Raw genomic sequence first — 24559 nt, 5'->3', positions numbered from 1 at the left:
CGCGGCTCCGCCGCAGTGGCGCGGTTGAGTGCACTCCTGAACACTCAGTCGCACCACTAGGGCAGTGGAGGTTAGCCTGTCCAATATTGTGCGCCACAGTATTTGAGCGTTTGACGGTCCGGCCACCCGGGTACCTGACCGGCCATGAGCAGAGTGACCCTCCGGGTGAACGGTACCGACCATGAGCTGGACTGCGACGTACGAACCACGCTGCTCGACGCGCTTCGAGAGCACCTCGATCTCGTCGGTGCCAAGAAAGGTTGCGACCACGGTCAGTGCGGCGCTTGCACCATCCTTGTCGACGGTCGGAGGATCAACAGCTGCCTCGCTCTCGCGATCGGCTACCAAGGTCGAGACATCGTCACCGTGGAGGGCCTCGCCGACGGCGACACTCTTCATCCCGTCCAACAAGCGTTCATCGACAACGACGCTTTCCAGTGCGGATACTGCACCTCCGGCCAGATCTGTTCTGCAGTCGCGGTGATCGAGGAAGCGAAACAGGGATGGCCGAGCGCGGTCACCGAGAACGATCATCCTCGGTTGACACCCGAAGAGGTCCGCGAGCGAATGAGCGGGAATCTGTGTCGCTGCGGTGCTTATCCGAACATCGTGCCGGCGGTACTGAAGGCGAGCGAATGAGAACCTTCAGCTACGAGTCCGCCGTAGACGTCGACGACGCGATCGCCAAGCTTGCATCCGACCCGGACGCAGCCCTTCTCGGGGGTGGTACAAACCTGGTCGATCTCATGAAACTCGGTGCAGCGCATCCCTCGTCGCTCATCGACATCAGCAAATTGCCGCTCGACGTGATCGGCGTCGACGATGACGGCTCCCTGCGTGTCGGGGCCGGAGTCAGCAACAGTGATCTAGCCGTACACCCGGTTGTTCGCTCGCGCTACCCGGTGCTGTCGCGGGCCGTGCTGTCCGGTGCATCCGGCCAGCTGCGGAACATGGCGACCGTCGGCGGCAATCTCTTCCAGCGCACTCGGTGCGTCTACTTCATGGATTCGAGCAAACCATGCAACAAGCGGGATCCAGGCTCGGGTTGCCCCGCGATCGAGGGTGATCACCGTAACCTGGCGATCCTCGGTGCGTCCGATCACTGCGTCGCGACGCACCCGTCCGACATGGCTGTGGCGCTGACGGCACTCGACGCAATCGTCGAGATCGCGGGTCCGTCGGGGGCGCACAAGCTCCCCATCAGCGAGTTGTACCGACTCCCGGGTCACGATCCCGACCTCGACACCAACATCGGCCACGACGAGATAGTCACTGGAATCAGCATCCCGGCGCTACCCGAGCAGGCTGTATCCGTCTATCGCAAGGTTCGCGATCGCGCGTCCTACGCTTTCGCATTGGCGTCGGTCGCTGCAGTGTTGCGAGTCGAAGACGGGCAGGTCACCGAGGCGCGAATCGCTCTCGGCGGAGTTGCACACAAACCCTGGCGGGCGATCACCGCCGAAGGGGAGCTCCTGGGACGCTCGGCGAAACACGAAGCATTTCGAGAGGCGATCGACCTCGAGCTGCGTGCCGCGATGCCGCTGAGAGACAACGGATTCAAAGTTCCACTCGTGCGCAATCTGGTGACGGAAACCCTGACCGAGCTAGCCCATCGGAGCGTGCAGCTGTGAGTACGATGTCGATCGGTCAGCCGATCCAGCGAACCGAGAGCGTTGCGAAGGTGACCGGCGCGGCACGCTACGCCGTCGAGCAGCTCGAGAAGACAGCGCCCGCTTACTGCTGTTATGTGCCGGCCACGATCCCCACCGGCAGGGTTGTAGATGTGCAGACCGACGATTCGGTCACCCTGCTGTGGCACTCGAACGCGGAAAAGATCGGCGAGCTCGAAGACACGGAACTCGCTGTACTGCAATCAGATCGAGTTTCCTACCGTGGTCAGATCGTTGCCGCAGTGATCGCCGACTCGCTCGAAACTGCACGGGACGCAGCCGCGCGAGTGCGCGTGAGTTATGCAGACGAAGCGAAACCGGACAACGAGCTGAGCGCCGAACACCCGTCGTTGTTCGCGCCCGAGTCTGTCAACGCAGGCTTTCCCACTGACGTGACAGTGGGCGATCCGGATTCCGCGCTCGAGTCCGCAGTTCACACCGTCGACCGCTGGTATTCGACGCCACCGATGCACAACAGTCCGATGGAACCCCATGCAACGACGGCTCAGTGGTCCGATGGCGTTCTGACGGTGTGGGATTCGACGCAGGCGCCGTCCGGTGTCCAAGACGATCTGGCGACGTTGTTCGGCCTGGACCCGTCGAACGTACGCGTCGTTGCCGAGAACGTGGGCGGCGGATTCGGCTCGAAGGGCAGCACCAGGCCCAATGCGGTTCTCGCGGTGATGGCTGCGCGCGCAACGGGTAGGACGGTCAAGCTCGCGCTTCCGCGTCAGGCATTGTTCGATCTCGTCGGGTACCGCACGCCCACCCTCAACCACGTACAACTCGGGGCCGACGCGGACGGAACCTTGACGGCGCTGGCGCACGACACGTTCCAACAGACCTCGCAGATCTTCGAGTTCTGCGAGCAGACAGCCGAGTCGTCGCGGCATATCTACGCCGCGCCCAATCGTCGAACGACGCACCGGTTGGCCGAGCTCGACGTCCCGACGCCTCGCTGGATGCGGGCTCCCGGTGAGGCACCGGGAATGTTTGCCGTGGAGACAGCGATCGACGAGTTGTCCTACGCGGTCGGTGTCGATCCGATCGAGCTACGTATTCGCAACGAACCCGATGTCGACCCAGCCAGCGGAAGCCCGTTCTCCTCGCGCAGCGTCGTCGAATGTCTACGAGAGGGAGCGGAGCGATTCGGGTGGGCGTACCGAGACCCCAGGCCGGGACATCGACGAGAAGGCCGCAAGCTCATCGGCTCGGGCGTCGCAACCGCCAGCTATCCGGTTCTGATCAGCCCGTCGTCTGCGTCGGCGAGGATCGATGCCGACGGATCGATCACGGTGTCCGTCGCCGCGTCGGACATCGGTACCGGCGCTCGTACGGTATTGCGGCAGATTGCGGCCGACGCGCTTGCCGTGTCCGCCGATCGGGTCGAGCTGAAGCTCGGCGACAGCGCCCTCCCGAAAGCTCCAGGAGCAGGAGGATCCTCGGGCACGTCTTCGTGGGGGTGGGCCGTGACGAAGGCGTGCCGACAGCTCGTCGACAAGGTTGGCGGCATCGACGATGCCACCGGCCCGGCTGAGGTGACTGCGGAGACGTCCGAGGAGGTCGACGGTCGGAAAGATCTGGCGCGAATGGCGTTCGGCGCTCAATTCGCCGAGGTGGAGGTCGACGTCGACACCGGGGAGGTGCGGGTGCGTCGGATGCTCGGTGTGTTCGGGATCGGGCGCGTCATGAATCCACGGCTCGCGCGGTCGCAGCTGATCGGCGGGATGACATTCGGCCTCGGTATGGCGTTGATGGAAGCGGGCAACACCGATCTCGAATTCGGGGGATTCACGAATCACGATCTCGCGGAGTACCACGTGCCGGTGTGCGCAGACGTCACCGACCTCGAGGCTGTGTGGGTCGAAGAACAGGATGATGAATTGAGCCCCATGGGCGGCAAGGGAATCGGTGAAATCGGCACCGTCGGGTCACCGGCAGCCATCGGGAATGCGGTCTACCACGCGACGGGCGTGCGGGTACGGGATCTGCCGATCACGCTCGACAAAGTGCTTCCGCACCTGTAGGCGCTCCGCACCTAGTGGCACGGTTGAGTGCACTCCAACGCACTTATTCGTGCCACTGGGGCGGAGCGTCCAAGGCCGGAACCCGCTCAGGCGAGAATGCGCTGCAGAAACTGCCGCGTCCGAGCCTCGGCAGGGTTTTTGAGTACGGTGGCGGGCTTGCCGCGCTCGACGACGACGCCGCCCTCGATGAACAGCACCTCGTCGGCTACCTGTTCTGCGAACCTGATCTCGTGGGTCACGATCACCATCGTCCAGCCCTCTGCCGCAAGACCTTTGATGACAGCGAGGACCTCGCCGACCAGTTCTGGATCGAGCGCGGACGTCGGCTCGTCGAACAGCATCAGCTTCGGTCGCAGCGCGAGAGCTCGGGCGATCCCCACCCGCTGCTGCTGTCCACCCGAGAGCTGAAAAGGGTATTGGTCGGATTTGACGTCCAGTCCGACCTGGTCGAGCAGTCGGTGAGCGTCGGCGACCGCCTCGTCGCGCGCCCGCTTCTGCACGATCACCGGGCCTTCGATGACGTTCTGCAGCACCGTCTTGTGTGGGAACAGGTTGTGCTGCTGAAACACCATGCCGCTCTGCGCGCGGAACGCTCGCAACTGAGCGGGGGAGACCGTGGAATCGAAATCCACGGCGACGTCGCCTATCCGGATGAGTCCACCGTCTGCCGGATCCAACGCATTCAGCGCTCGTAGCACCGTCGTCTTACCGGAACCAGAGGGCCCGATGATCACCGTGACAGTCCCGGACGGCACCGAGAACGACACGTCTTTCAGAACTTCGACCGCGCCGAAGGACTTTTTCAGGGACTTCACTTCGAGGAGATCGGTCATTTCGCCACATACCTGTCGAGTCGAACTTCGAGTTTGCCTTGGAAGAGGGACAGAACCATGCAGATAACCCAGTAGTACAGGGCCGCAACGCTGTACAGAGCAAAGAAGTCGAAGGTCGGTGCTGCCGCGAGCTGGGCCACGCGCAGCAGTTCGGTCACGAGGATGGTCGACGCCAGAGACGTGTCCTTCACCAGCGAGATCAGCGTGTTCGACAACGGGGGCACTGCGGTGCGTAGGGCCTGCGGAAGAATGATGCGTTGCAACGTCGTTCGGTACCCCATGCCGATTGTCTGCGACGCCTCCCACTGCCCCTTCGGCACGCTGAGTATCGCGGCACGGATCACTTCGGCAGCGTAACCACCGACATTCAACGAAAAGGCAATGACCGCGGCCGGGAACGGATCGATCACCACCCCGAACTGTGGCAGTGCGTAGAAGACGATGAACAGCTGAAGCAGCAGGGGAGTGCCGCGGATGATCGAAACGTAGAACCGCGCGAGGCCGGCGAGGACTGTGTTCGACGAGATCCGAGCCAGCGCGACACCGAGAGCGATGACCAATCCGACGACGAAGCTGATGGCGGTCAACGGAATGGTCATCGTGATCGTGGCCTTCAGCATCGGCCACAGGTTGTCGAGGATGAGGTCGAATTTCGACCGTTGCTCCGAGGACTCACCGTCGGAAGTCGGCGCCTGCGTGTCCGCCGTGGGAGCAGCGACGGCCGAGCCGAAGTATTTCTCGGAAATTTGTGCGAGTGTGCCGTCGGCCTGCAAGGTGTCGATCGCGGCGTCGATCTGGTCCATCAGACCGCTGTCCTTGCGGGCAGCGAACGCCTGATAGCTGGTATCGCCGGTCTGCGCGGCCACCTTCACCCCGGTGTCGCCGGTCTGGTTCAGGTACTCGGCGATGGCGAGACTGTCGTTGACGGTGGCGTCGACGCGCCCATCTTTGACGAGGGTCACGGCCTGGACGAACCCCTCCACGGCCTCGACATTCGCGCCCGCGTCGGCGGCGACCTCTGCCCAGTTGCTCGTCGACGATTGCGCTGTCGTCCTTCCGGCGAGGTCGGCGACGGACGTGATCGACGTATCGGTCGCGGCGGTGAGAATCTCGCCCTCGGACACCGTGTAGGGCTTCGACAGGTCGTATGCACTCTGCCGGGCCGGATTGATCGTCACCTGGTTTGCGATCAGATCGAAGCGCTCCGACTCGAGCCCGGCGAAGATGGAGTCGAACGGCGTCTGCACGAATTCGACGCGTACACCCAGTTCACCTGCCACCGCGTTGACCACGTCGATGTCGTAGCCCGTCAACTGGCCGTTGTCACCCTGGAAGCTGAACGGGCTGTAGGTGCCCTCGGTACCGACGACGAGCACGCCCTCGTCGGTGATCCGATCGATCAGCGGGGCAGAGGACGATCCGCAACCGGCTACCGCCAGTAACGCGACGATCGCGGCCAGCAACGCGAGGGCTTTGCGGTGCATGTGGGACGCCTTCCCTGACCTGGAGAATGTTCAGCCGTCGATCTCGATCTCAGCCGATACAACCACGGCATTGTTCATCGGGAGCGCTGCCACTCCGATCGCCGTCCGTGCATGGGCACCGATCTCCGGCCCGAACACCTGAAGAACCAGATCGGAGAAGCCGTTGATGGCGGTCGTCGTCTGAGTGAACCCATGATCTGCATTGACCATTCCGGTGACGGTCAACCATGCGCTGATCCGGTCGAGGTCTCCGATTGCTCGATGAACGCTCGCCAAAGCTGCGAGGGCCGCATCACGTGCTGCGTCCGTCGCCGCGTCGAGAGGTACCTCGGACGGGACCGCGCCGAACGGGCCGGCGAGTGAACCGTCAGGACGTTGCGGTGAATGACCGGACACGAACACCCGGTTTCCGCGCACTCGAACCCATTCGAACGAGAACTCGAAGCCGGGAGGTGCCTGGGCTTCGGAGGGGAGGACGAACCCCAGTTCGGAAATGCGCCGTTCGATGTACACGGTTCACCACAACCTTCGCGTCGGGACGCCGTTGATGGTCTTCACGGTCCACTCGGAACCGTCGTGGACGAGCGTCGACACGCCTGCATTGAGGATCCGTGGCGACGGCACTCCGCGCAGAGCTTCCAATATTCCGCGGATGATGCCCCCGTGGGCCACTGCGATGACCGACGCGGTGGGGTGAGAGGCGGCCAGCTCGTCGACTGCACGAACGCCCCTGACGATCATCTCGCGTCGCGGCTCGAGGCCCGGGTATCGCCCGTGCGGCCAGTGGGAATAGGCGTCGTAGTCGGTGAAACCCTCCGCGGCGCCGAAATGGCGCTCGACGAGATCGGGATAGGTAGCGGTGCGCGAGATGCCGAGGTGCTCACCGATGATGTCGGCGGTTTCGGCGGCCCGCGACAGCGGCGAACTCACCAGCACTTCCCACGGATGGTCTTCGAGTTCGTAGACGGCCTCGCGGGCCTGTGCCCGTCCCGTCGCGTTGAGCGGGATGTCCGAACTGCCCTGGAGACGGCCGTGCAGATTCCAATCGGTTTCACCGTGCCGAACCAGCGCCAGAAAAGTCATAGTGGGCGAAGATTATCGCAGTTGTCCCCGGAGTACGGTCGAGTAGGACGTCAATGAAGACAGTGGAAATAGCGGAGGGATCTCATGAATCTTGCCCTGACAGAAGAGGAAGCTGCATTTCGCGACGAGATGCGGACGTTCTTCACCACCGAGATTCCCGCGGAGATTCGCGAGAAGACCAGGGTGGGTATCGAACTGAGCCGCGACGACGTGGTGACGACGATGCGAATCCTCAATGCCAACGGCCTTGCGGTGCCGCATTGGCCTGCCGAGTTCGGTGGCCGGGACTGGACCCCGGTGCAACGGCACATCTGGCTCGACGAGATGCAGCGGGCTTCGGTACCGGAACCGCTCGCATTCAATGCGTCGATGGTCGGACCGGTCATTGCGACGTTCGGCTCGCAGGAGCAGAAGGAAAAGTTCCTTCCGAAGACGGCGAACCTCGACATCTGGTGGTGTCAGGGATTCTCCGAACCCGAGGCAGGCTCGGATCTCGCGTCTCTGCGGACGACAGCTCTGCGTGACGGCGACGACTACCTCGTCAACGGGCAGAAGACGTGGACGACGCTCGGCCAGTATGCCGATTGGATCTTCGCGTTGGTACGAACCAATCCGGACGCACCGAAGAAGCAGGCAGGTATCTCCTTCCTACTGATCGACCTGAACACGCCCGGGATCACGGTGCGCCCGATCAAGTTGATCGACGGTAGCGTCGAGGTCAACGAAGTCTTCTTCGACAACGTCCGTGTCCCTGCCGAAAACCTTGTCGGCGAAGAGAATCAAGGCTGGAGCTACGCGAAGTTCCTGCTCGGCAACGAGCGTACGGGGGTGGCGCGCGTCGGGCACACGAAGGTCCGTCTCGATCTCGCGAAGGAATACGCTGCGGCAACCAAGGTCGGCGGCGGAACACTGCTCGAGGATCCGATCTTTGCGGCACGGTTCGCCGAACTCGAAAACGAGGTTCTCGCACTCGAACTCACCCAGCTTCGGATGGTGTCGAGCTCCGAAGACGGCAAGCCCAACCCGGCGTCGTCGATTCTGAAGCTGCGCGGATCCGAGCTGCAACAGGCGGCGACCGAGATGCTGATGGATATCGCCGGACCGGATTCACTGCCCTACGAGGCAGGAGAGGACATCGAGAGTCCGGGATGGGCGCAGCGATCGGTGCCGACGTACCTCAACTACCGCAAGGTGTCGATCTACGGCGGATCCAACGAAGTGCAGCGCCAGATCATCGCGTCGACGATTCTCGGATTGTGAGGACGGAACCATGGATTTCGAACTGAACGAAGAACAGAAGCTCCTTCGGGACACCACGCGTGAGGTTCTCGCTCGTGCGTATGACACCGAGAAGCGCAACAAGATCGTTGCCGAAGAGCCAGGGTGGTCGAAAGACGTCTGGAAGCAACTGGCCGAGGTCGGGCTGCTTGGACTGACTTTCGCCGAGGAGGACGGCGGAATGGACGCCGGTCCCGTGGAGATCATGGCCGTCATGACCGAGGTGGGTCGACGGCTTGCTCCGGAGCCGATTCTCGACGCTGTACTACTGCCGGGAGGGTTGATCTCCGCTGTCGGTTCCGTCGATCAGCGCGCACGGGTCCTGCCGGGCGTCGCCGAGGGGTCTACGCTGCTTGCGTTCGCGCACAACGAGACCGGGAGTCGGTGGCCTGATATTCAGGTCGGCACCACGGCGACGGAGGACGGCGGGTCCTGGTCGCTGAACGGGGTCAAGAATCCGGTTCCGCACGGAGGCAGTGCCGACTTCTTCGTCGTCAGCGCCACGTTGCCCGGCGGAGGTAGCGGACTGTTCCTGGTAGACGGCGATGCAACAGGACTCGAACGACGGGCGTATCGGACGCACGATGGTCAGCGGGCAGCGCAGATAACACTGTCCGACGTGGCCGCCGAGCCGTTGGGGGATGGATCGGACGCGACGGACGCCATCGCGGCTGCAGAGGTGAAGGCACAGGCGGCGCTGTGTGCCGAGGCGGTCGGAGCAATGGAGGAAGCGCTGCGACTCACCACCGACTACCTCAAGCAGCGCAAGCAGTTCGGGGTTCCGCTGGCCAAGTTCCAGGCACTGACATTCCGCGCGGCAGACATGTACGTGTTGCTCGAGCTGGCTCGAAGCATGGCGCTGTACGCGACGATGAACCTCGCCGACGACGTCGTCGACCGGAAGGTGGCGTCGAGGGCGAAGCTGCAGATCTCGCGGTCGTCACGCAAGATCGGCCAGGAGGCCATCCAGCTGCACGGCGGGATCGGCGTCACCGCCGAGTATCCCGTCGGGCATTACGTGAGTCGGCTCGTCGCGATCGAGCACACGCTCGGCGGTGCGGACGAGCATCTGCGGGTGCTGTCCCGGTAGTTCCCCTGCGCGGCTCCGTCCGCAGTGGCACGGTTGAGTGCATTCCAACACACTCAACCGCGCCACTGGCGCGGAGCGCTCACGAAAGCGCGGCGCGCCTACGACGCCGCGACCACGAGATCCACCACGGCACCCGGGTTCGACACCAGGATCGCGTGGGACCCTGGTACCTCGGTGATCTGGGCGCCCGCGCGCTCGGCCATGAACTTCTCCGACGTGGGCGGGATGATCTGATCCTGCTGCGGAATCAATGCGTAGCTCGGAGTGTCGGCCCACGACGGCGGTTCGCTCGGTTCGATCAGCGCGGTCGCCGCGATCGACTTCTGATTCGCGATCATCTTCGCGGCTTGTTCGTCGGTGACGTCCGGGGCGAAGTACTGCTTGAAGAGTGCTGGCGTGATGTACGAGTCGACGTTCTTGCCGAGAATGTTCGTCGAATCGTCGACGACGCCTACGCCGAGCACCGGCGGTAGCAGCGAAGTCAGTCCGAACCGGAACGGGTCGAGAGCCAGCGCGGCAGGTTCGCCTGCCGCAGGTGCGAAAGCCGCGACGTAGACGAGTGCGGTGACGTTGTCTGCGTGCGTGTTGGTGATGACGGTTCCGCCATAGGAATGCCCGACGAGAACGACCGGCCCTTCGATATCCTCGACGGCCTTCTCGATGACAGAGGAGTCGTAGCCGGGACCGCGGAGCGGGTTGTCGGGGACGACGACGGTGTAGCCGCGCTCACGCAGCTCGCCCGCCACTCCGTCCCAGCTGGAAGTGTCGGCGAACGCCCCGTGGACCAGCACGACGGTGGGCAGTTCCTGGGCGGCTGCCGTGCCCGCCCCCAGCATTATGCTGGCCGCCACGGTGACCGTCGCCGCCGCAGCTCTGGTGCGAGTGATCTTCATGGGTTCCTCTCGGGTGGACAATTGGTTCCAACGTAGTGCGTCGGCGCCCGGAGTTCTTTCCTAGTTGGTGTGTCGTACCCACAGCATTTCTCTCAGGCAGCTTGGCTAGGGTGATGCACGAGGGTCACGCGATCAGCGTGCCCACTGATAGCCGATCGGAAGCGAGTTACCGATGAAGGCTCGGACGGCGGAGCACCCACGCCCGAATCATTGCCTGCTGCACTTGAGTGACACCCACCTCGTCGAACGCGGACAGCTGTACGGCGGGGTCGACAGCACTGCCACTCTGCAGCGGCTTCTCGGCGACGTCGAGGCGTCGGGTGTGCGGCCCGACGCATTGGTGTTCACCGGCGATCTGACCGATCGCGGCGAACCAGCCGCGTACGACGCACTCCGTGCTCTTGTCGAGCCCGTCGCGGAGGCCCTCGATGCTCAGGTGATCTGGGCGATGGGCAATCACGACGATCGGGCCGCCTTCCGTGCCCGGCTGTTGGATCAGGAACCGTCGATGGGGACGGTGGACCGCGTCCACGACGTCGACGGATTGCGCGTGATCACCCTCGATTCGACTGTTCCCGGCCACCATCACGGCGAAGTCGCGGCCGAGCAATTGGATTGGCTTGCCGGTGTTCTCGCGACTCCCGCGGAGTTCGGAACGATCCTTGCGATGCATCATCCTCCGGTTCCGGCGGTCCTCGATCTCGCCGTTCTCGTGGAACTACTCGATCAACAGAGCCTCGCCGATGTCGTGCGCGGCACCGACGTCCGTTCGATCCTCGCTGGTCACCTTCACTATTCGACGACGGCGACGTTCGCCGGAATCCCGGTGTCGGTCGCGTCGGCAACCTGCTACACGCAGGACCTCAACGTGGAGCCGGGTGCGATTCGGGGCCGTGACGGTGCGCAGGCCTTCAACCTGGTTCATGTCTACGACGACACGGTCGTGCACTCGGTCGTGCCGATCGGCTCGTACGACACGGTGGGTGAGTACGTGTCCGCCGACGAGGTCGCCCGCCGGCTGGCGAACTCCGGTGTCCGCATCGCCGACAGCACGCGTAGTTCGAGAGTGAGTATCTGAATACCTCACTGCACCGAGGTATTCAGCCAGTCCTCGATTGACGCGAGAAGACCGATCTGGGGCTACGTTTCCCAGGGAGCCACGATCGGGAAGTACCGATCGAGAAACGCCGTGACACGACGGGTGCGAACCTCTAGATCGACCTCGGGAAAGCTTCCGTCGTTCAGACAGAAGAAGTCCACTGCTCGCTTCGGCAACAGGCTATCCATCGCGCGCAACCCGGAGTGCGCTGTGGTGTCGATGTAGGTGACCTTGGCATCGCGTTGAACAACCGCGCGTCCGCTCATCAGCGCGTAGTAGTGGTACAGCGAATTGGTCACCGAGATATTGGTGCTCGCGCGGAACACACTCGCTGCGGTAGCGGCGAATTCGTCGGGAAACTCGTTTTCCATTTCCTGCAGGACGCTTTTCCGCAGTGGTGTCGCAGCGTGTTCGAGGTGCCGAGTCGTCATGAGCCCGAACCGGTCCTGCAGTAGTCGACGGTTGACGCGGGCAGCGTTTTCGAATCCGCTGCGGTCTTCGTCGTTGTAGCCCAATCCGATTCGGATGGGTGCTTCGATGAACATGCTGATGCCGCCGGGAGAGAAGAACATCTGTGGACCGACCGGCCGACCGAAGAACATGTCGTCGTTCGAGTACAGGAAGTGCTCGGACAGCCCCGGAATGTGGTGGAGCTGACTCTCCACAGCCTGCGAATTGTGGGTTGGCAGAACCGATTTGTCGACGAAGAACGTCTCGCTCGGAACGAAGGTGACCCGAGGATCATCGGCGAGCCACGCCGGCCGTTGGGAATCCGTTGCGACGAAGATTCGCCGAATCCACGGCGCATACATGTGAATGGAACGCAGTGCGTACTTGAGCTCGTCGATCTGTCGGAAACGTGCGGCGGAGGAATCTCCCTCGCCGACGATGTAGTTCTGCATGCGCCTGGCCCGCTGTGCCTGAAATTCGGCCGACGACCCGTCGACCCAGGAGAACACGATGTCGACGTCGAAATTGATGTCCGACGCGTGGTCGGCGAACATGTTCTCGATGGTGGGCCAGGTCTTGCCGAACCGCTCGACGGTTCCGCGTACGGCCTCGTTGGGCCGGATGCTGCGACGGGTGAGCGAGTTCTCGACCGGAAGCTGGATTTCAGTGGGTGAGAACGACCAAAGCTCGATCTGAACAGCCGTCGACGCGCCGTAGTGCAACGCGCTGACGGGTTCGATTCGGGGGCGGTACAGCCGGAAGATGCGGGCATCGCGGGCCGGGGACAGGGCCCCGTCGGCAACGAGGACTGCCTTGGTTCGTTTGACGTCGACGGTCTTGGCATAGAACGGCTCGCGTAGGCAGGCGTCGACCAGCGCGGTTTCGAGCTCGAGACGTGCCGTGACATCCACCGCGATGACGGGGCGTTCGTCGTTGCCGCGAACCAGCAGATACCTGATTCCTGCGTTGTCCAGGGCCGACCGGATGAACAACAGATCTTCGACCATTGCCTGGTGGGGTGTGGTCGAGGTGATGCTCAGTGTGAAGCGACCGTCGAACTTGACGACGTCGGTGCGGTCGCTGAGTCGCGCTGCGGACTCGGGGGACTCCCCGGTGACCGGATCGGCGGTGTCCTGCTCCGGCGGAACGAGGTAGATGTCATGCGGTGCGGACGTCGAGGTGATGATGACCCTTCCGGAAGTGGCGTGCGAGCCGAGAACCCCCGGAGCGTCCCCTCAGTGTATAGCCGGTCGTGTAGGGGCGAATACGACAGCAACCGCCAGGCCCGCAGCGACTCCGAGGACGTCGAACAGTGCGTCCGAAACAGAGCCGCTGCGGCCGAGAGGCAGAATCGCTTGAAGCACCTCGGACAGCCCGGCGAAGGCGATCGTCCACACAGCCGTCCGGGCCGCGGAAATCGCTGCCACCCGTGACGAGTAGGCGAGTGCTGCGAACAGAGCGAAGTGAATGATCTTGTCGCTGTGCTCGAATCCGGTGGGAACTCCCGACGCCGGGGTGAACAAGATGATCATGGCGGCCACCGTCGAGATGGCGAGGGGAAGGTAGAACTTCAACGGGAGCGGCACCGGCACCAGTGTAGAAAGCTACTTTCGACGCAGCAGGACCACGGTGTCCGCACGCTCGGCGGGGGATCCGTCGGGATCCACACCGGGACGAACTCGGTCCTCGGCGACGACAGTGGTCCACTCGGAGGCATCGAACAACTCGGTGATCGTGTCGACGTCGAACAGCATGTCGCCGTGTTTGTGCTGTGACGCAATCGCGTCGTGCGGGCTGTGCCCGACGATCAGCAGGTGCCCACCGGGGGACACAGCGTTGCCGAACCGGGTGAACGCGGGACCGAGCTGATGCGGAGGCAGCTGGAAGAAGTGCGCGGTGACCAGGTCGTATTGCTTCTCGGGCTCCCACTCGAGCAGATCGCGGTGCAGCCACTCGATGGTGCGTTCGCCTTGGTGGGCGAGGGCTCGCTCGATCGCGACCTCGGAGATGTCGGCGCCGGTGGTTGTCCAGCCGTGGTCGGCGAGCCAGCGGGCATCTCCACCCTCTCCGCTGCCGATGTCCAATGCGGTTCCGGGTGTGAGCTTGGAGGCCTCGGCGATCAGAACGGGGTTGGCGTTGCCACTCCAACGCTGTGCCTGCTCGGTGTAGAGGTTGTCCCAGAACGGCTGGTCGAATACGGGCTGCTCGTCGTGTGTGTGCATGGCACCAGGATGCAGGCTCTGGACCAGAATCGCAACATTGTTTGCCGATTCGGCAAGTTTGGCGCAGCTACGCCGCAGTGGCGCGGTTGAGTGCACCCCGATGCACTTAACCGCACCACTAGGTTTTAGTGCACGTCGATGAGAACCTTGCCGACGAACCCGTTCTCCACGGCATCGTGGGCAGCAGCGGTGTCGGCCAACGGGAATCGTCGAAGCGGCAGTCCGGCATCCTCGCCGACGTCGAGCGCACCCGCCGCTGCGGCGTTGTTGACATCGTGCGCTGCAGCTTTCAACGCTGCGTCTCCGACGGTGTAGAGCAGGATGAACTGGTATCGGAGGTTGAGAATCATGTTCGGTCGGACATCGAGGGTGATGGTGTCGCCGCCGTTGTTGGCGTAGATGGCGATTGAAGCGCGGGTCGAGGCCACAGCAGAATTCAGTTCTGCGTTCTGCGCGGGGGCAACCTCGACGACCAGGTCGACGCCTTCCGGAGCGATTGCGCGGATTTCGGCTGCCGCATCTTCGGTCTTGTAGTTCACGACGTGATGGGCGCCCGCCGCAGCAGCGAGCGCACCCTTCTCCGGCCCGCTCACGGTTGTGACGACGGTCGCTCCGGCCCACCGCGCAAGCTGAATCGCCGCATGCCCGACGGCTCCCGCGCCACCGGCCACCAGCACCATCTTGCCCTCGAGCGCGCCTGGATGCAGCCGTGTCGGCCCGTCTTCGGAGACCGTCAGCGCGCGGTGTGCCGTCATCGCGGGTACACCGAGGGATGCGCCGACGTCGAAACTGACGCTCTCGGGTAGGCGTACGACGTGCTCGGCGGGTACGACGGTGTACTCCTGTGCGGTTCCGGTGGGGCGTTGGTGCTGGGAAAGGTAGAGCCACACCCTGTCGCCGATTGCGAGTCCTTCCACGCCTGCCCCTGCGGCGTCGACGACCCCGGCGCCGTCCTGATTCGGGGTCACTTCATCGAACGCGATCTGTCCGGTTGCCCCGGTCCGGTTCTTCCAGTCGGTCGGGTTGACGCCCGAGACCGCGACCTTGACGCGTACCTCGCCCCGACCCGGTTCGGGAACGTGGCGATCCACGAAGTTCAATACGGATGAGTCGCCGTTGCGGGAATACGTGATTGCCTTCATGGTGTGTCCAACAGGGCCCGAGGTGATGAAAATTCCGAGGCCGGGGGTCTCCGATCCCACTGGCGTGGTTGAGTGCACTGGAACGCACTTAACCATGCCACTGCGGCGCCGCCGCACCAGCGCACCGCGCGGAGCCGCACCACGGCGCCCGACGAAAGGACACCCGTGAACCATGCCGAAGTACTGGTCGACGCATTCGAGCGAATCAAGGGCGTCGTCCACGACACCCTCGACGAGATTCCCGAACCTGCGCTCACCTACCGCCCCGACGCGGACGCGAACACGATCGCCTGGTTGATTTGGCACCTCACGAGAGTGCAGGACGACCACGTTGCCAGCGCCGCAGGTAGCGAGCAGGTATGGACGGCGGACGGATGGAACAGCCGGTTCGGGTTGCCGTTCGACGACGACGCCATCGGATACGGCCAGAACGCCGAGGACGTCGCGGCTGTCACGACCGGCGCGGATCTGCTGCGCGAGTATCACGCCGCTGTTCACGCGAAAACCGTTGCCTACGTCGAATCCCTGAGTGCCGCCGACCTCGACCGCGTCGTCGACGACAATTGGGTTCCGCCGGTGACCCTGGGGGTTCGGTTGGTGTCCGTCGTGTGCGACGACCTTCAGCACGCAGGTCAGGCTGCCTACGTCCGCGGGCTCTTCGAGCGATCCTAGACCGAGGTTTCCAGACGCTCGGTCGACGAGATCAGGCGTAGTGCTTCTGCAGGTTCGCGAGCGTTTTCGCGATGTTGCGGCGCTGGAACTGTGGGAATGTCTTGCCGCTCGTGACGATCTTGTCGAACACGAAAGCCAGTGCATCCGGCCACTTTCGGCGATCGTCGGTCCACGTCTCGGTCACTTTGGTGCCGCCGGGTACCGAGTCGAAGTCGTAGCGCCACGTCGCGTTGGCGGCCTTGATCCTCGGAGTCTTCACGCCGATGGCATGCACTCGAAATTCGAACGCCTTGCCCGGATCTGCCACCGTGACAGTCGATCTTGTGATCCACTGTGCCCGACCTCGTTTGTTTCGGCCGTCGAACGTCATCCCGACGTACGCGCTGTCGCGAGGGTCCAGCACGACCGCGCCCAGGTTTTCGGGACTCCACGAGCCCATCTTGGTTGGATCGCTGACGGCGTCGTACAGCTCCGAGGCGTCGGCGTTGACGACGACGCTGTCGGAGACTGTGAATTCGCGGCTCATCGACGAGATTCCTTTCGTAGTCCAGGGTGGCTACGAGCAAGTATGGGCACCAACAGGGTTCGCGGAGTCACTGCGGCGAAGATCGATCCGATGCGATTGGCCAAGCCGGGGATCGCGACCATCTGTCCCTTGGCCATGCCGTCGACGGCGGTCTTCGCGACCACCTCTGCGGTGACCCACATGACCTTCGGGAGTGCGGCTTCGGCGTCGTCCTTTGCGAAGCCGGCGGCTTCACCGAAGCCGGTGTTCACGGGGCCCGGGCACAGTGCAGTCGCGGTCACGCCCGAGCCTTTCAGCTCGCCGACGAGGCTTTGCGTGTACGACAACACGAACGCTTTGCATGCCCCGTAGCCCGCCTGGCCCGGCAGCGGTTGGAACGCTGCGGTGGAGGCGACATTGAGCACGGCACCGCGTCGGCGCGCGGTCATCCCCGGCAGAAATCTGCTGCACAGGTCTGCAACCGATGCGACGTCCACCTCGATCATGTTCAGCTCGGCGTCCGGATCCGATTCAGCAACAGGCCCGAGCGTCGACAGGCCCGCATTGTTGACGAGAATTTCCGGCGTCAGGCCGAGGGCCTCGACGCGAGAGAGCAGGTTCGCTCGATCCGCTCTGACCGACAAGTCGGCGGGCAGGACCTCGGCACGCACTCCTCGCGCGGCAAGTTCCTCGGCCAGAGCGGTCAATTTGTCGGCCCGACGCGCCACGAGTGTCACGCCGTGGCCGCGAGTGGCGAGTTCACGTGCAATTGCTTCGCCGATTCCCGACGACGCGCCGGTCACCACTGCGGTTCGATCGGGGGCCGGGCGGGGGAGGCTCATGAGTTCCACCGTACCCATGGTGAGTGTGGGTAGCGCCTCCGCCGGCGCCCCGGCAGAGTCTTCGACTCATTTGAAATTCTAGATAAGGTAAGCCTAGTCTTATTCCAATTTCGTCTAGGAAAGGCTCTCGATGCATCGCGCTTCCCGTCGACGCACAGCGGCATTGTCCGGTGTGCTGGCAGCAGTCCTGGTGATCGGCGGATGCAGTTCGTCGACCGACACCGCTTCATCCGACACCGCCGCATCCGACTTCGAGCCTGTGACGATCGATTCGGCACTCGGTCAGGCTGTCATTACCTCCAAGCCCGAGCGCATCGTGACCCTCGGGATGGGTTCTGCGGAAACGGCCATCGCGCTCGGAACCGTCCCGGTCGGCATGGAGGAGTATCCCTGGGGCAGTGACAGTTCGGGCTACCTACCATGGGTGAACGACGCCGTCTCCGCCGCGGGCGCAGAGCTACCCGAGCAGTTCACCGGTGGCACCGAGCTGAACGTCGAAGCGATACTTGCTCTGGACCCCGACCTCGTTCTTGCGCCCTGGTCGGGCATCACCCAGCAGCAGTTCGACGCGTTGAACGGCTTCGCACCCGTGGTCGCCTACGAGGAACAGCCGTGGACCATCACGTGGGAAGACCAGATCTCCGTCATCGGTAAAGCCATGGGAGAGGAGGAGAAAGCGTCCGACGAGATCGCCGAGATCAAGAGCCGGTTCGCCGACGCCACCGCCGCTCACCCGGAATATCGGGATGTCACGTTCTCGTACGTCTACAACACCGGACCGGGCACGCTCGGGGTGTTCCTCGCCGAGGAACAGCGCGTGGCGATGGTTCGTGCTCTCGGGCTCACGGTCGATCCCGTCGTGTACACGCTCGACGAAACCGAAGGAACGGACTCGTCGGTTATCGGTCTCGAGAACGCGAACCTACTGAACGACTCCGATCTGCTCTTCACCTTCTACTCGGACGAACAGAACCGACGCGATACCGAAGCCCAGCCGGCGTACAGCCAGATACCGGCGATCTCGCGCGGGTCGGTCGTCGCTCCGACCGATCAGCCGTTCGTCACCGGTTCCTCGATCATCAACCCGCTGACCGTGCCGTGGGCGCTCGAGCGATACGTACCGATGATCGACGAGGCGGTCGGGAAACTGGCTGGTTGACGGGTCGTCAGAACTTCTCGCGCAGTGCTTCCTGTTCGATCACCTGCTCGAGATCGGACAATCGGTTCATCGACGACACCTGTCGTGCAGTTCGGTGATTGTGCGCCAGGCGATCTCGATGGCGATGGACGAACGACCAGTATCCAGCGGTGAACGGGCATGCGTCACGGCCCAGGCGCTTCTTCGGGTTGTACTCGCATCCGCCGCAATGATCGGTCATTCGATTCAGGTAGGCGCCGCCCGACGCGTACGGCTTGGTGGCGATCAGCCCACCGTCGGCGTGCTGGCTCATCCCGATGACGTTGACCGGCATGACCCAGGCGAACCCGTCGACGAACGCGGTCGCGAACCATTCCGTCAGGGCCTTCGGATCGTAGCCCCGTTGCAGCGCAAAGTTTCCAAGGATCATCAGACGCGGAATGTGGTGTACCCATCCGCGGTCCCGCACTTCACCGAGCGTGTGCGCGAGACATGCTGCGATGGGTTCGTCGCCGTCGAGATCGGTGAACCACTTCGGCAGTGGGACATGTGCATTCAGTTCGTTTCGGTCCAGGTATTCGGGACCGAAGTGCCAGTACAGATGCCACACGTACTCACGCCAGCCCAGCACCTGCCGGACGAAGCCCTCCACCGAGGCAAGTGAGGCGTCGCCGTCGCGCCACGCTTTCTCTGCCGACTCGGCGACATGCACGGGTTCGAGCAGACCGAGGTTCAGTGGCACGGACAGCAGCGAATGCGCCATCGTCCAGTCCTCGGTCATGACCGCGTCCTCGTACTTGCCGAAGTCCTGCAAACGGTAGGAGACGAAGTGGTCCAGCGCTTGTCGTGCCTCGTCCACGGTGACTGCGAACACGCGAGGGCCATCGGAGCCCACCGTCGGCAGTTCCATCGAATCGAGGTCGGCCCTGACTTGTTCGTCGATCGCATCCTCGGTCGGCCACCACGGCGGATCGACGCCGAGTGTCACCTGCTTCTTCGGAGGAGGTTCCCGGTTTTCCTCGTCGAGGTTCCACTTGCCGTCGACGGGGTCGTCGCCCGACATCAAGATGTCGAACCGGCGGCGCTGGTCACGATAGAAGTTCTCCATTCGAAACTGGTGGCGATTGCCAGCCCATTCGGCGAAATCCGCGCGGCTCAGCGCGAACATCGGCGTCGGCAGGACATCTTCGACGAGACCCTCGTCGAACAGTCTCGCTACGAACTTCTCGGCCGAATGCGATGTCGGTTCGAATACCACCACCGGGCGCCCGAACTCCTCGAGTGCCTCCCGGTACGTCGCGGTCCGAAGGTACGTTGCGCGTTCACCCAACTCGTCCGCCAGATGACGCATACCGGAGAGCACGAGGTGCAGTTTCTGTCGGTGGAAGCTCTTCCGACGAAGAACCCGCGAGCTCTCGACGAGCAGCACGTCCCGGTCCCGATGCTCCGGCGTCGAGTGGAAATGCGGGCCGAGCTGGTCACCGAACAGCCATAGCGGGGAGTTCATACCCACGAGTGTGCTCGGATCCTTACATCAGCAAACCCGTCGGCTCTGTGCTGAACTAGGCCGCGACACACAACATGCAGAAAGGGTCTCTGCCATGGCGACTGTCATCGCGACGATCAACCTCAAGGGTGGCGTCGGGAAATCGACGACGACGGCGGCGCTGGCCGAGTTCATGTCGGCCGAATTCGGCTATCGAGTGCTGCTCGTCGACCTCGATCCGCAGACCAACCTGACGACGATGATGATCGGCGAGCAGCGTTGGAAAGCCGTCAACGATGAGGGCTCGACGGTGAACTCGTTGTTCGCCAGTGCACTCGATGCGGGTTTGCCGGAGTTCGACGTCGAGAAGGCCGTCCAGCACGGTGCGTCCCCGCTGGAGTCGGTACGCGGGGTCGACCTCATCGCCTCCTCGCTCGATCTGATGGAAACCCAGGAGGAGATGAACGCTTGGCAGTACGAGGTGCCAGGGTCCTTGGAACCGCTGTTGGTGCTGCGGGCCGCTCTGGCCGGGCTGCAGTCCTCGTACGACTTCATCCTGCTCGACTGCGCACCCAACCTCGGGATCGTCACCGCCAACGGCCTGATGATGTCCGACGCCTACGTCGTCCCCGCAATTCCCGACGTTCTCTCCACATACGGCATCCCGCAACTGCAACGACGCGTGCAGCGATTCACCGACCGAACCGGGCACGAGTTGACGCCGCTCGGTGTGATCATCACGAAGTACAGGTCGAGTTCGACGTTGCACCGAGCCACCATCGAGCGTCTGCAGAGTGCAGTGTTCGAGTACGAGTCGCTGCCCGCAAGCGAACGGGATGCGAGGCCCCGTCCGCCGACCGTGATCCCGCATTGGATCCCGGAATCCAATCAGATAGCGCAGTCCGCGGATTTTGTCGACTTCGGCACACTTCGGCAGAAGTACGGCAATCACGGTCAGTTCGACGCTCTCAGAAACATGACCGAGCACATCATCGCCGGCGTCGGCGTGTACCTCTGACGGTCGGAAAGTGAATTCTCGACCCCGTTGGCCAGCCTGACTTGACCGCGCGCCGAAGTTCGCATGGACTGGATCGGTGGTTGTGAGACAGGGTGTGTCCAGACGTGGTTTCCTTCGGACGTCGACGGTTGCGATCGCTGCTGCGGGAGCGGCGTCTGCGGTGCCGGCTGTCGCGCACGCTCAGGGCGAGGAGTTCGTGCCGTTTCAGCACGGCGTCGCGTCCGGTGATCCGACCCCCGATGCGGTGATTCTCTGGACGCGGGTCACCCCGACTCCGGACGCGACCCCGGGCTCCGGGAACGGACCGGCGACGACGGTGCGGTGGCGGGTGGCCACCGATCCCGAGCTGACCGCCCTCGTTCGCAGCGGGACGACGACGACCGATTCCGGTGCCGACCACACAGTGAAGATCGACGTCGACGGTCTCGTCTCCGCAACGACCTACTACTACTGCTTCGAGGTACTCGACGGGCCGGCTTCGGGTATTCAGTCCGCAGTCGGATCTACCAGGACTGCCCCGGCGAACGACGCCGACGTCGAGCGCATCAGATTCGGTGTCGTGTCGTGCTCGAACTGGGAGTCCGGCTATTTCGGTGCCTACCGCCATTTGTCGACTCGGAGCGATCTCGACGCGATCATTCATCTGGGCGACTACATCTACGAGTACGAGACCGGGGGGTTCGCGGGCAAGAACGGAGTCGTCCGTCAGCACGACCCGGTACACGAGATCGTCAGCCTCGCCGACTATCGAATTCGGCACGGGCAGTACAAGAGCGACCCCGATCTGAAGGCGGCGCACCTGTCGGTTCCGTGGATCTGCACGTGGGACGACCACGAAAGCGCCAACGACGCCTACGACGGCGGCGCCCAGAATCACCAACCCGAGACCGAGGGGCCCTGGGCAGTCCGCAAGGCCAACTCGGTGCAGGCGTACTACGAGTGGATGCCCGTCCGTGCAGCAGGCACTCCGCAGAATCGGCACCTCTACCGCCGGTTGCGGTTCGGCAATCTCCTCGAACTGTCCATGTTGGACTTGCGGACCTATCGTTCGCAGCAGGTTCTTCCGACACAAGGCGCCGACGTCGATTCTCCGAACCGCACGATCACCGGCGCGGATCAGATGCAGTGGTTGACCGACGGCCTGGTGTCGTCGCCGACCAGGTGGAAGATCGTCGGAAACCCGGTGATGATCACCCCGGTGTTGCTGCCGCCCCTCGAGAGCGAGGCGTCGCGTGCGCTGACTGCTCTGCTCGGCATTCCTGAGGGCGGGTTGCCGTACAACGCGGATCCATGGGACGGGTACACAGCCGACCGCCGGAAGCTTCTCGGCGCGATCGCCGAGAACGATGTACGCAACACGGTGTTCGTCACCGGTGACATCCACTCGGCATGGGCATGCGACATTCCCCTCGATGCCGCGCGCTACTTCGAGACCGGAGGCGTCGCGACCGAGCTCGTGGTGACATCGGTGTCCTCGGCCAACGTCGACGATCTGACCAAGACCCCGCCGCACACACTCGGACGGGTCGCGGAAGCCGCGCTGACCACATTGAACAAACACATCCGCTACGTCGACCTCGACAGCCACGGATTCGGTGTGTTCGACGTGACACCGTCGGGTGTGCAGATGGACCATTGGTTCCTCGACGCGAAGGAAGACCCGCTCACCGGGGTGTACTGGGGCGCCGGATTCGCAGTTCCCGACGGCGTCGCCAGGGTGGATGCCGCTCCGCTGCCCGTGCGCACTTAAACACGTTTCGCAATCACGGCATACTTGGCACTATGGCTGTACCGAAAATCGTGCTGTTCTACGTCTTCACCCCCCTTCCGGACCCGGAGGCCATCCGACTCTGGCAGCACACGCTTGCTGCGTCGAACAACCTGACCGGACGCATCCTGATCTCCGAACACGGGATCAATGCCACGGTCGGTGGCGATCTCGACGCCGTCAAGAAGTATGTGCGAGGCACCCGCAGCTACGCCCCGTTCAAAGACGCCGACATCAAATGGTCCGAAGGTCTCGGTGACGACTTCCCGCGGCTCAGCGTCAAAGTTCGCTCCGAGATCGTCACGTTCGGGGCGCGGGAGGAACTGAAGGTCGACGACGCCGGCGTGGTCGGAGGGGGAGTACACCTCAGCCCGCGACAGGTGCACGAGCTCGTCGACGAGCGCGGCGACGACGTGGTGTTCTTCGACGGTCGCAATGCGTTCGAGGCGCAGATCGGCAAGTTCAAGAACGCTGTCGTCCCCGACGTCGAGACCACCCGCGAGTTCGTCGCGCAGCTGGATTCGGGACAGTACGACCACCTGAAGAACAGCCCGGTCGTCACGTACTGCACCGGTGGAGTCCGCTGCGAGGTTCTGTCCTCACTGATGCGCGCCCGAGGCTTCGAAGAGGTCTATCAACTCGACGGCGGCATCGTTCGGTACGGCGAGACCTACGGCGACGATGCCCTGTGGGAGGGCTCGCTGTATGTCTTCGACAAGCGTATGAAAATCGACTTCTCCGACCACACTTCGGTGATCGGTCGATGCACCGTGTGCGCGAATCCGACGTCGCGCTATCAAGACTTCGACGGCGATGCAGGCCGCGGCCTCCGTCTCGTGTGCGTGGACTGTGCCTGACCCACTTCCATATCGGAATGGGTTGGCTCCGCTGCGGATTCGTCTGCCACACGGTGAGTCGGCCGCGACCGTTCTCGAGTTCTTGGCCCGCGAATACCCCGACGATCAGTGGGCCGAAGCCATGGCCGCGGGCGAGGTGGTCGACGAAAAAGGTCGACGGTGGAACGACGGGAGCACTTACGCGCCGGGCCGATTCGTGTACTTCTACCGCGAGCCCGTGTCCGAGACACCGGTGCCGTTCGAACTCGAGATTCTCTACGACGACGGAGGCATCGTCGTCGTGGACAAGCCGCACTTCCTTGCGACCATCCCTCGGGGCATGCACGTCACCGAAACCGCGACGGTCAGGCTGCGCCGTCTGCTGGACTGCCCGGAGTTGACGCCGGCGCACCGCCTCGACCGCGCGACCGCAGGCGTGCTGATCTTCACCCGCACCAAGGAGTTGCGACGGCCGTACCAGGAATTGTTCTCCACCCGTTCGGTTCTCAAGGAATACGAGGCGGTGGCCGGCTTCGAACCGGCGTTGGACTTTCCACGCGTGGTACGCAGCCGGATCGAAAAGGACCACGGAGTGATGGTTGCGCGAGAAGAACCGGGCGAGCCGAACAGTGAAACTCGGATCGAACTGATCGAACAGGTAGCCGAGTCGGCCCGCTATCGACTGTTCCCGCTCACCGGCCGCACGCATCAGTTGCGAATTCATCTGTCGTCGTTGGGCATTCCGATCTTGGGTGATCCGTACTATCCGGTGTACACCCGCACTGCTGCTGACGACTTCGACAATCCTCTGCAATTGCTGGCCAGGGCAGTCGAGTTCGAGGACCCCATCACCGGTGCTCGGAGACGCTTCGAGAGCCGCCGCACCCTTCGCATGTAGCCGAAACCACAGCACCCCCGGTCACTGGGTGACCGGGGGTGCTGTGGGCTCTACTGCTTATGCCCCTGCGCGGGCCATTCCTCGTTCGATGGCGGCGATGAGTTGTGGTCGTAGTTCGGCGGCGG

At 63.4% G+C, this 24559-nt stretch carries 24 protein-coding genes; 12 read left to right on the top strand and 12 right to left on the bottom strand.

Going from position 1 to position 24559, the window contains the following annotated elements; translation table 11 throughout:
• Positions 1-144 precede the first annotated feature (144 nt).
• The 3 genes from ACODSO_RS25420 to ACODSO_RS25410 are packed head-to-tail and all read left to right on the top strand — an operon-like array spanning position 145 to position 3697.
• On the top strand, positions 145-639 hold the full coding sequence (locus ACODSO_RS25420) for a 2Fe-2S iron-sulfur cluster-binding protein (protein WP_489039478.1): 495 nt from the start codon (positions 145-147) through the stop codon (positions 637-639).
• A complete protein-coding gene (locus tag ACODSO_RS25415; RefSeq protein ID WP_489039477.1) occupies positions 636-1631 on the top strand; it encodes an FAD binding domain-containing protein in 996 nt (331 codons plus the stop codon). Before ACODSO_RS25420 ends, ACODSO_RS25415 begins: the two co-directional genes overlap by 4 nt.
• 5 nt (positions 1632-1636) lie before the next feature.
• On the top strand, positions 1637-3697 hold the full coding sequence (locus ACODSO_RS25410; RefSeq protein ID WP_489039492.1) for a xanthine dehydrogenase family protein molybdopterin-binding subunit: 2061 nt from the start codon (positions 1637-1639) through the stop codon (positions 3695-3697).
• A gap of 86 nt (positions 3698-3783) precedes the next feature.
• Here ACODSO_RS25410 and ACODSO_RS25405 read toward each other — a convergent pair whose 3' ends face one another.
• From ACODSO_RS25405 to ACODSO_RS25390, 4 genes are read right to left on the bottom strand one after another with little or no spacing between them, the layout of a single operon-like run.
• Positions 3784-4530, bottom strand: a complete 747-nt coding sequence (locus tag ACODSO_RS25405) for an amino acid ABC transporter ATP-binding protein (RefSeq protein ID WP_489039476.1) — start codon at positions 4528-4530, stop codon at positions 3784-3786.
• Entirely contained in the window at positions 4527-6014 is a 1488-nt protein-coding gene (locus ACODSO_RS25400; protein ID WP_489039475.1) for an ABC transporter permease subunit, read from the bottom strand. Before ACODSO_RS25400 ends, ACODSO_RS25405 begins: the two co-directional genes overlap by 4 nt.
• A 30-nt stretch (positions 6015-6044) precedes the next feature.
• Entirely contained in the window at positions 6045-6527 is a 483-nt protein-coding gene (locus tag ACODSO_RS25395) for a RidA family protein (RefSeq protein ID WP_489039474.1), read from the bottom strand.
• Positions 6528-6530: 3 nt separating this feature from the next.
• On the bottom strand, positions 6531-7097 hold the full coding sequence (locus tag ACODSO_RS25390; protein ID WP_068369911.1) for a histidine phosphatase family protein: 567 nt from the start codon (positions 7095-7097) through the stop codon (positions 6531-6533).
• 84 nt (positions 7098-7181) lie between these two features.
• Between ACODSO_RS25390 and ACODSO_RS25385 the strand changes: the two genes are divergently transcribed.
• Positions 7182-8357 carry an acyl-CoA dehydrogenase family protein gene (locus tag ACODSO_RS25385; RefSeq protein ID WP_489039473.1) on the top strand — a complete coding sequence of 392 codons (1176 nt, stop codon included), beginning with the start codon at positions 7182-7184 and terminating at the stop codon, positions 8355-8357.
• Positions 8358-8367: 10 nt separating this feature from the next.
• Positions 8368-9465: an acyl-CoA dehydrogenase family protein gene (locus ACODSO_RS25380; protein WP_489039471.1), complete on the top strand. Its 1098-nt coding sequence runs from the start codon at positions 8368-8370 to the stop codon at positions 9463-9465.
• Positions 9466-9563: 98 nt separating this feature from the next.
• Here the strand turns inward: ACODSO_RS25380 and ACODSO_RS25375 are convergent, their stop codons facing one another.
• Positions 9564-10358, bottom strand: a complete 795-nt coding sequence (locus ACODSO_RS25375; RefSeq protein WP_489039470.1) for an alpha/beta fold hydrolase — start codon at positions 10356-10358, stop codon at positions 9564-9566.
• A gap of 172 nt (positions 10359-10530) precedes the next feature.
• Here ACODSO_RS25375 and ACODSO_RS25370 point away from each other — a divergent pair, with 172 nt between their 5' ends.
• Positions 10531-11436 carry a phosphodiesterase gene (locus ACODSO_RS25370; RefSeq protein ID WP_489039469.1) on the top strand — a complete coding sequence of 302 codons (906 nt, stop codon included), beginning with the start codon at positions 10531-10533 and terminating at the stop codon, positions 11434-11436.
• 62 nt (positions 11437-11498) lie between these two features.
• On the opposite strand, the gene ACODSO_RS25365 is transcribed toward ACODSO_RS25370, so the two are convergent.
• The 4 genes from ACODSO_RS25365 to ACODSO_RS25350 form a co-directional block, all read right to left on the bottom strand.
• Positions 11499-12914 (bottom strand): stealth family protein, encoded by a 1416-nt coding sequence (locus tag ACODSO_RS25365; protein WP_489039468.1) that lies wholly within the window; start codon positions 12912-12914, stop codon positions 11499-11501.
• A 228-nt stretch (positions 12915-13142) separates the two neighbouring features.
• Complete coding sequence (locus ACODSO_RS25360; protein WP_489039467.1) at positions 13143-13493, bottom strand: VanZ family protein; 351 nt, start codon at positions 13491-13493, stop codon at positions 13143-13145.
• A gap of 18 nt (positions 13494-13511) precedes the next feature.
• The gene (locus tag ACODSO_RS25355; RefSeq protein WP_489039466.1) at positions 13512-14129 is read right to left on the bottom strand and encodes a class I SAM-dependent methyltransferase; all 618 of its coding nucleotides are present in this window, start codon (positions 14127-14129) and stop codon (positions 13512-13514) included.
• 125 nt (positions 14130-14254) lie between these two features.
• Entirely contained in the window at positions 14255-15271 is a 1017-nt protein-coding gene (locus tag ACODSO_RS25350; RefSeq protein ID WP_489039465.1) for an NADPH:quinone reductase, read from the bottom strand.
• 165 nt (positions 15272-15436) lie between these two features.
• Here ACODSO_RS25350 and ACODSO_RS25345 point away from each other — a divergent pair, with 165 nt between their 5' ends.
• Positions 15437-15943, top strand: a complete 507-nt coding sequence (locus ACODSO_RS25345) for a mycothiol transferase (RefSeq protein ID WP_489039464.1) — start codon at positions 15437-15439, stop codon at positions 15941-15943.
• 31 nt (positions 15944-15974) lie between these two features.
• Here ACODSO_RS25345 and ACODSO_RS25340 read toward each other — a convergent pair whose 3' ends face one another.
• Positions 15975-16469, bottom strand: coding sequence for an SRPBCC family protein (locus ACODSO_RS25340; protein WP_489039463.1), 495 nt, complete (start codon positions 16467-16469; stop codon positions 15975-15977).
• Positions 16466-17290, bottom strand: a complete 825-nt coding sequence (locus ACODSO_RS25335; RefSeq protein ID WP_489039462.1) for an SDR family NAD(P)-dependent oxidoreductase — start codon at positions 17288-17290, stop codon at positions 16466-16468. The genes ACODSO_RS25340 and ACODSO_RS25335 overlap by 4 nt, the downstream gene beginning before the upstream one ends.
• A 130-nt stretch (positions 17291-17420) precedes the next feature.
• Between ACODSO_RS25335 and ACODSO_RS25330 the strand changes: the two genes are divergently transcribed.
• On the top strand, positions 17421-18449 hold the full coding sequence (locus tag ACODSO_RS25330; protein WP_489039461.1) for an iron-siderophore ABC transporter substrate-binding protein: 1029 nt from the start codon (positions 17421-17423) through the stop codon (positions 18447-18449).
• A 7-nt stretch (positions 18450-18456) separates the two neighbouring features.
• Here the strand turns inward: ACODSO_RS25330 and ACODSO_RS25325 are convergent, their stop codons facing one another.
• Positions 18457-19935, bottom strand: coding sequence for a cryptochrome/photolyase family protein (locus ACODSO_RS25325; protein WP_489039460.1), 1479 nt, complete (start codon positions 19933-19935; stop codon positions 18457-18459).
• Between the two features lie 94 nt (positions 19936-20029).
• Between ACODSO_RS25325 and ACODSO_RS25320 the strand changes: the two genes are divergently transcribed.
• The 4 genes from ACODSO_RS25320 (at position 20030) to ACODSO_RS25305 (ending at position 24434) form a co-directional block, all read left to right on the top strand.
• Positions 20030-20932: a ParA family protein gene (locus ACODSO_RS25320; protein ID WP_489039459.1), complete on the top strand. Its 903-nt coding sequence runs from the start codon at positions 20030-20032 to the stop codon at positions 20930-20932.
• Positions 20933-21008: 76 nt separating this feature from the next.
• Positions 21009-22682, top strand: a complete 1674-nt coding sequence (locus ACODSO_RS25315; protein WP_489039458.1) for an alkaline phosphatase D family protein — start codon at positions 21009-21011, stop codon at positions 22680-22682.
• A 32-nt stretch (positions 22683-22714) separates the two neighbouring features.
• Complete coding sequence (trhO, locus tag ACODSO_RS25310) at positions 22715-23557, top strand: oxygen-dependent tRNA uridine(34) hydroxylase TrhO (protein WP_489039457.1); 843 nt, start codon at positions 22715-22717, stop codon at positions 23555-23557.
• Entirely contained in the window at positions 23514-24434 is a 921-nt protein-coding gene (locus ACODSO_RS25305) for a pseudouridine synthase (RefSeq protein ID WP_489039456.1), read from the top strand. Before trhO ends, ACODSO_RS25305 begins: the two co-directional genes overlap by 44 nt.
• Positions 24435-24559: the final 125 nt, after the last annotated feature.

The sequence above is a fragment of the Rhodococcus sp. FG69 genome (genome assembly GCF_057808915.1).
This window is presented reverse-complemented; position numbering and strand designations above follow the sequence as displayed.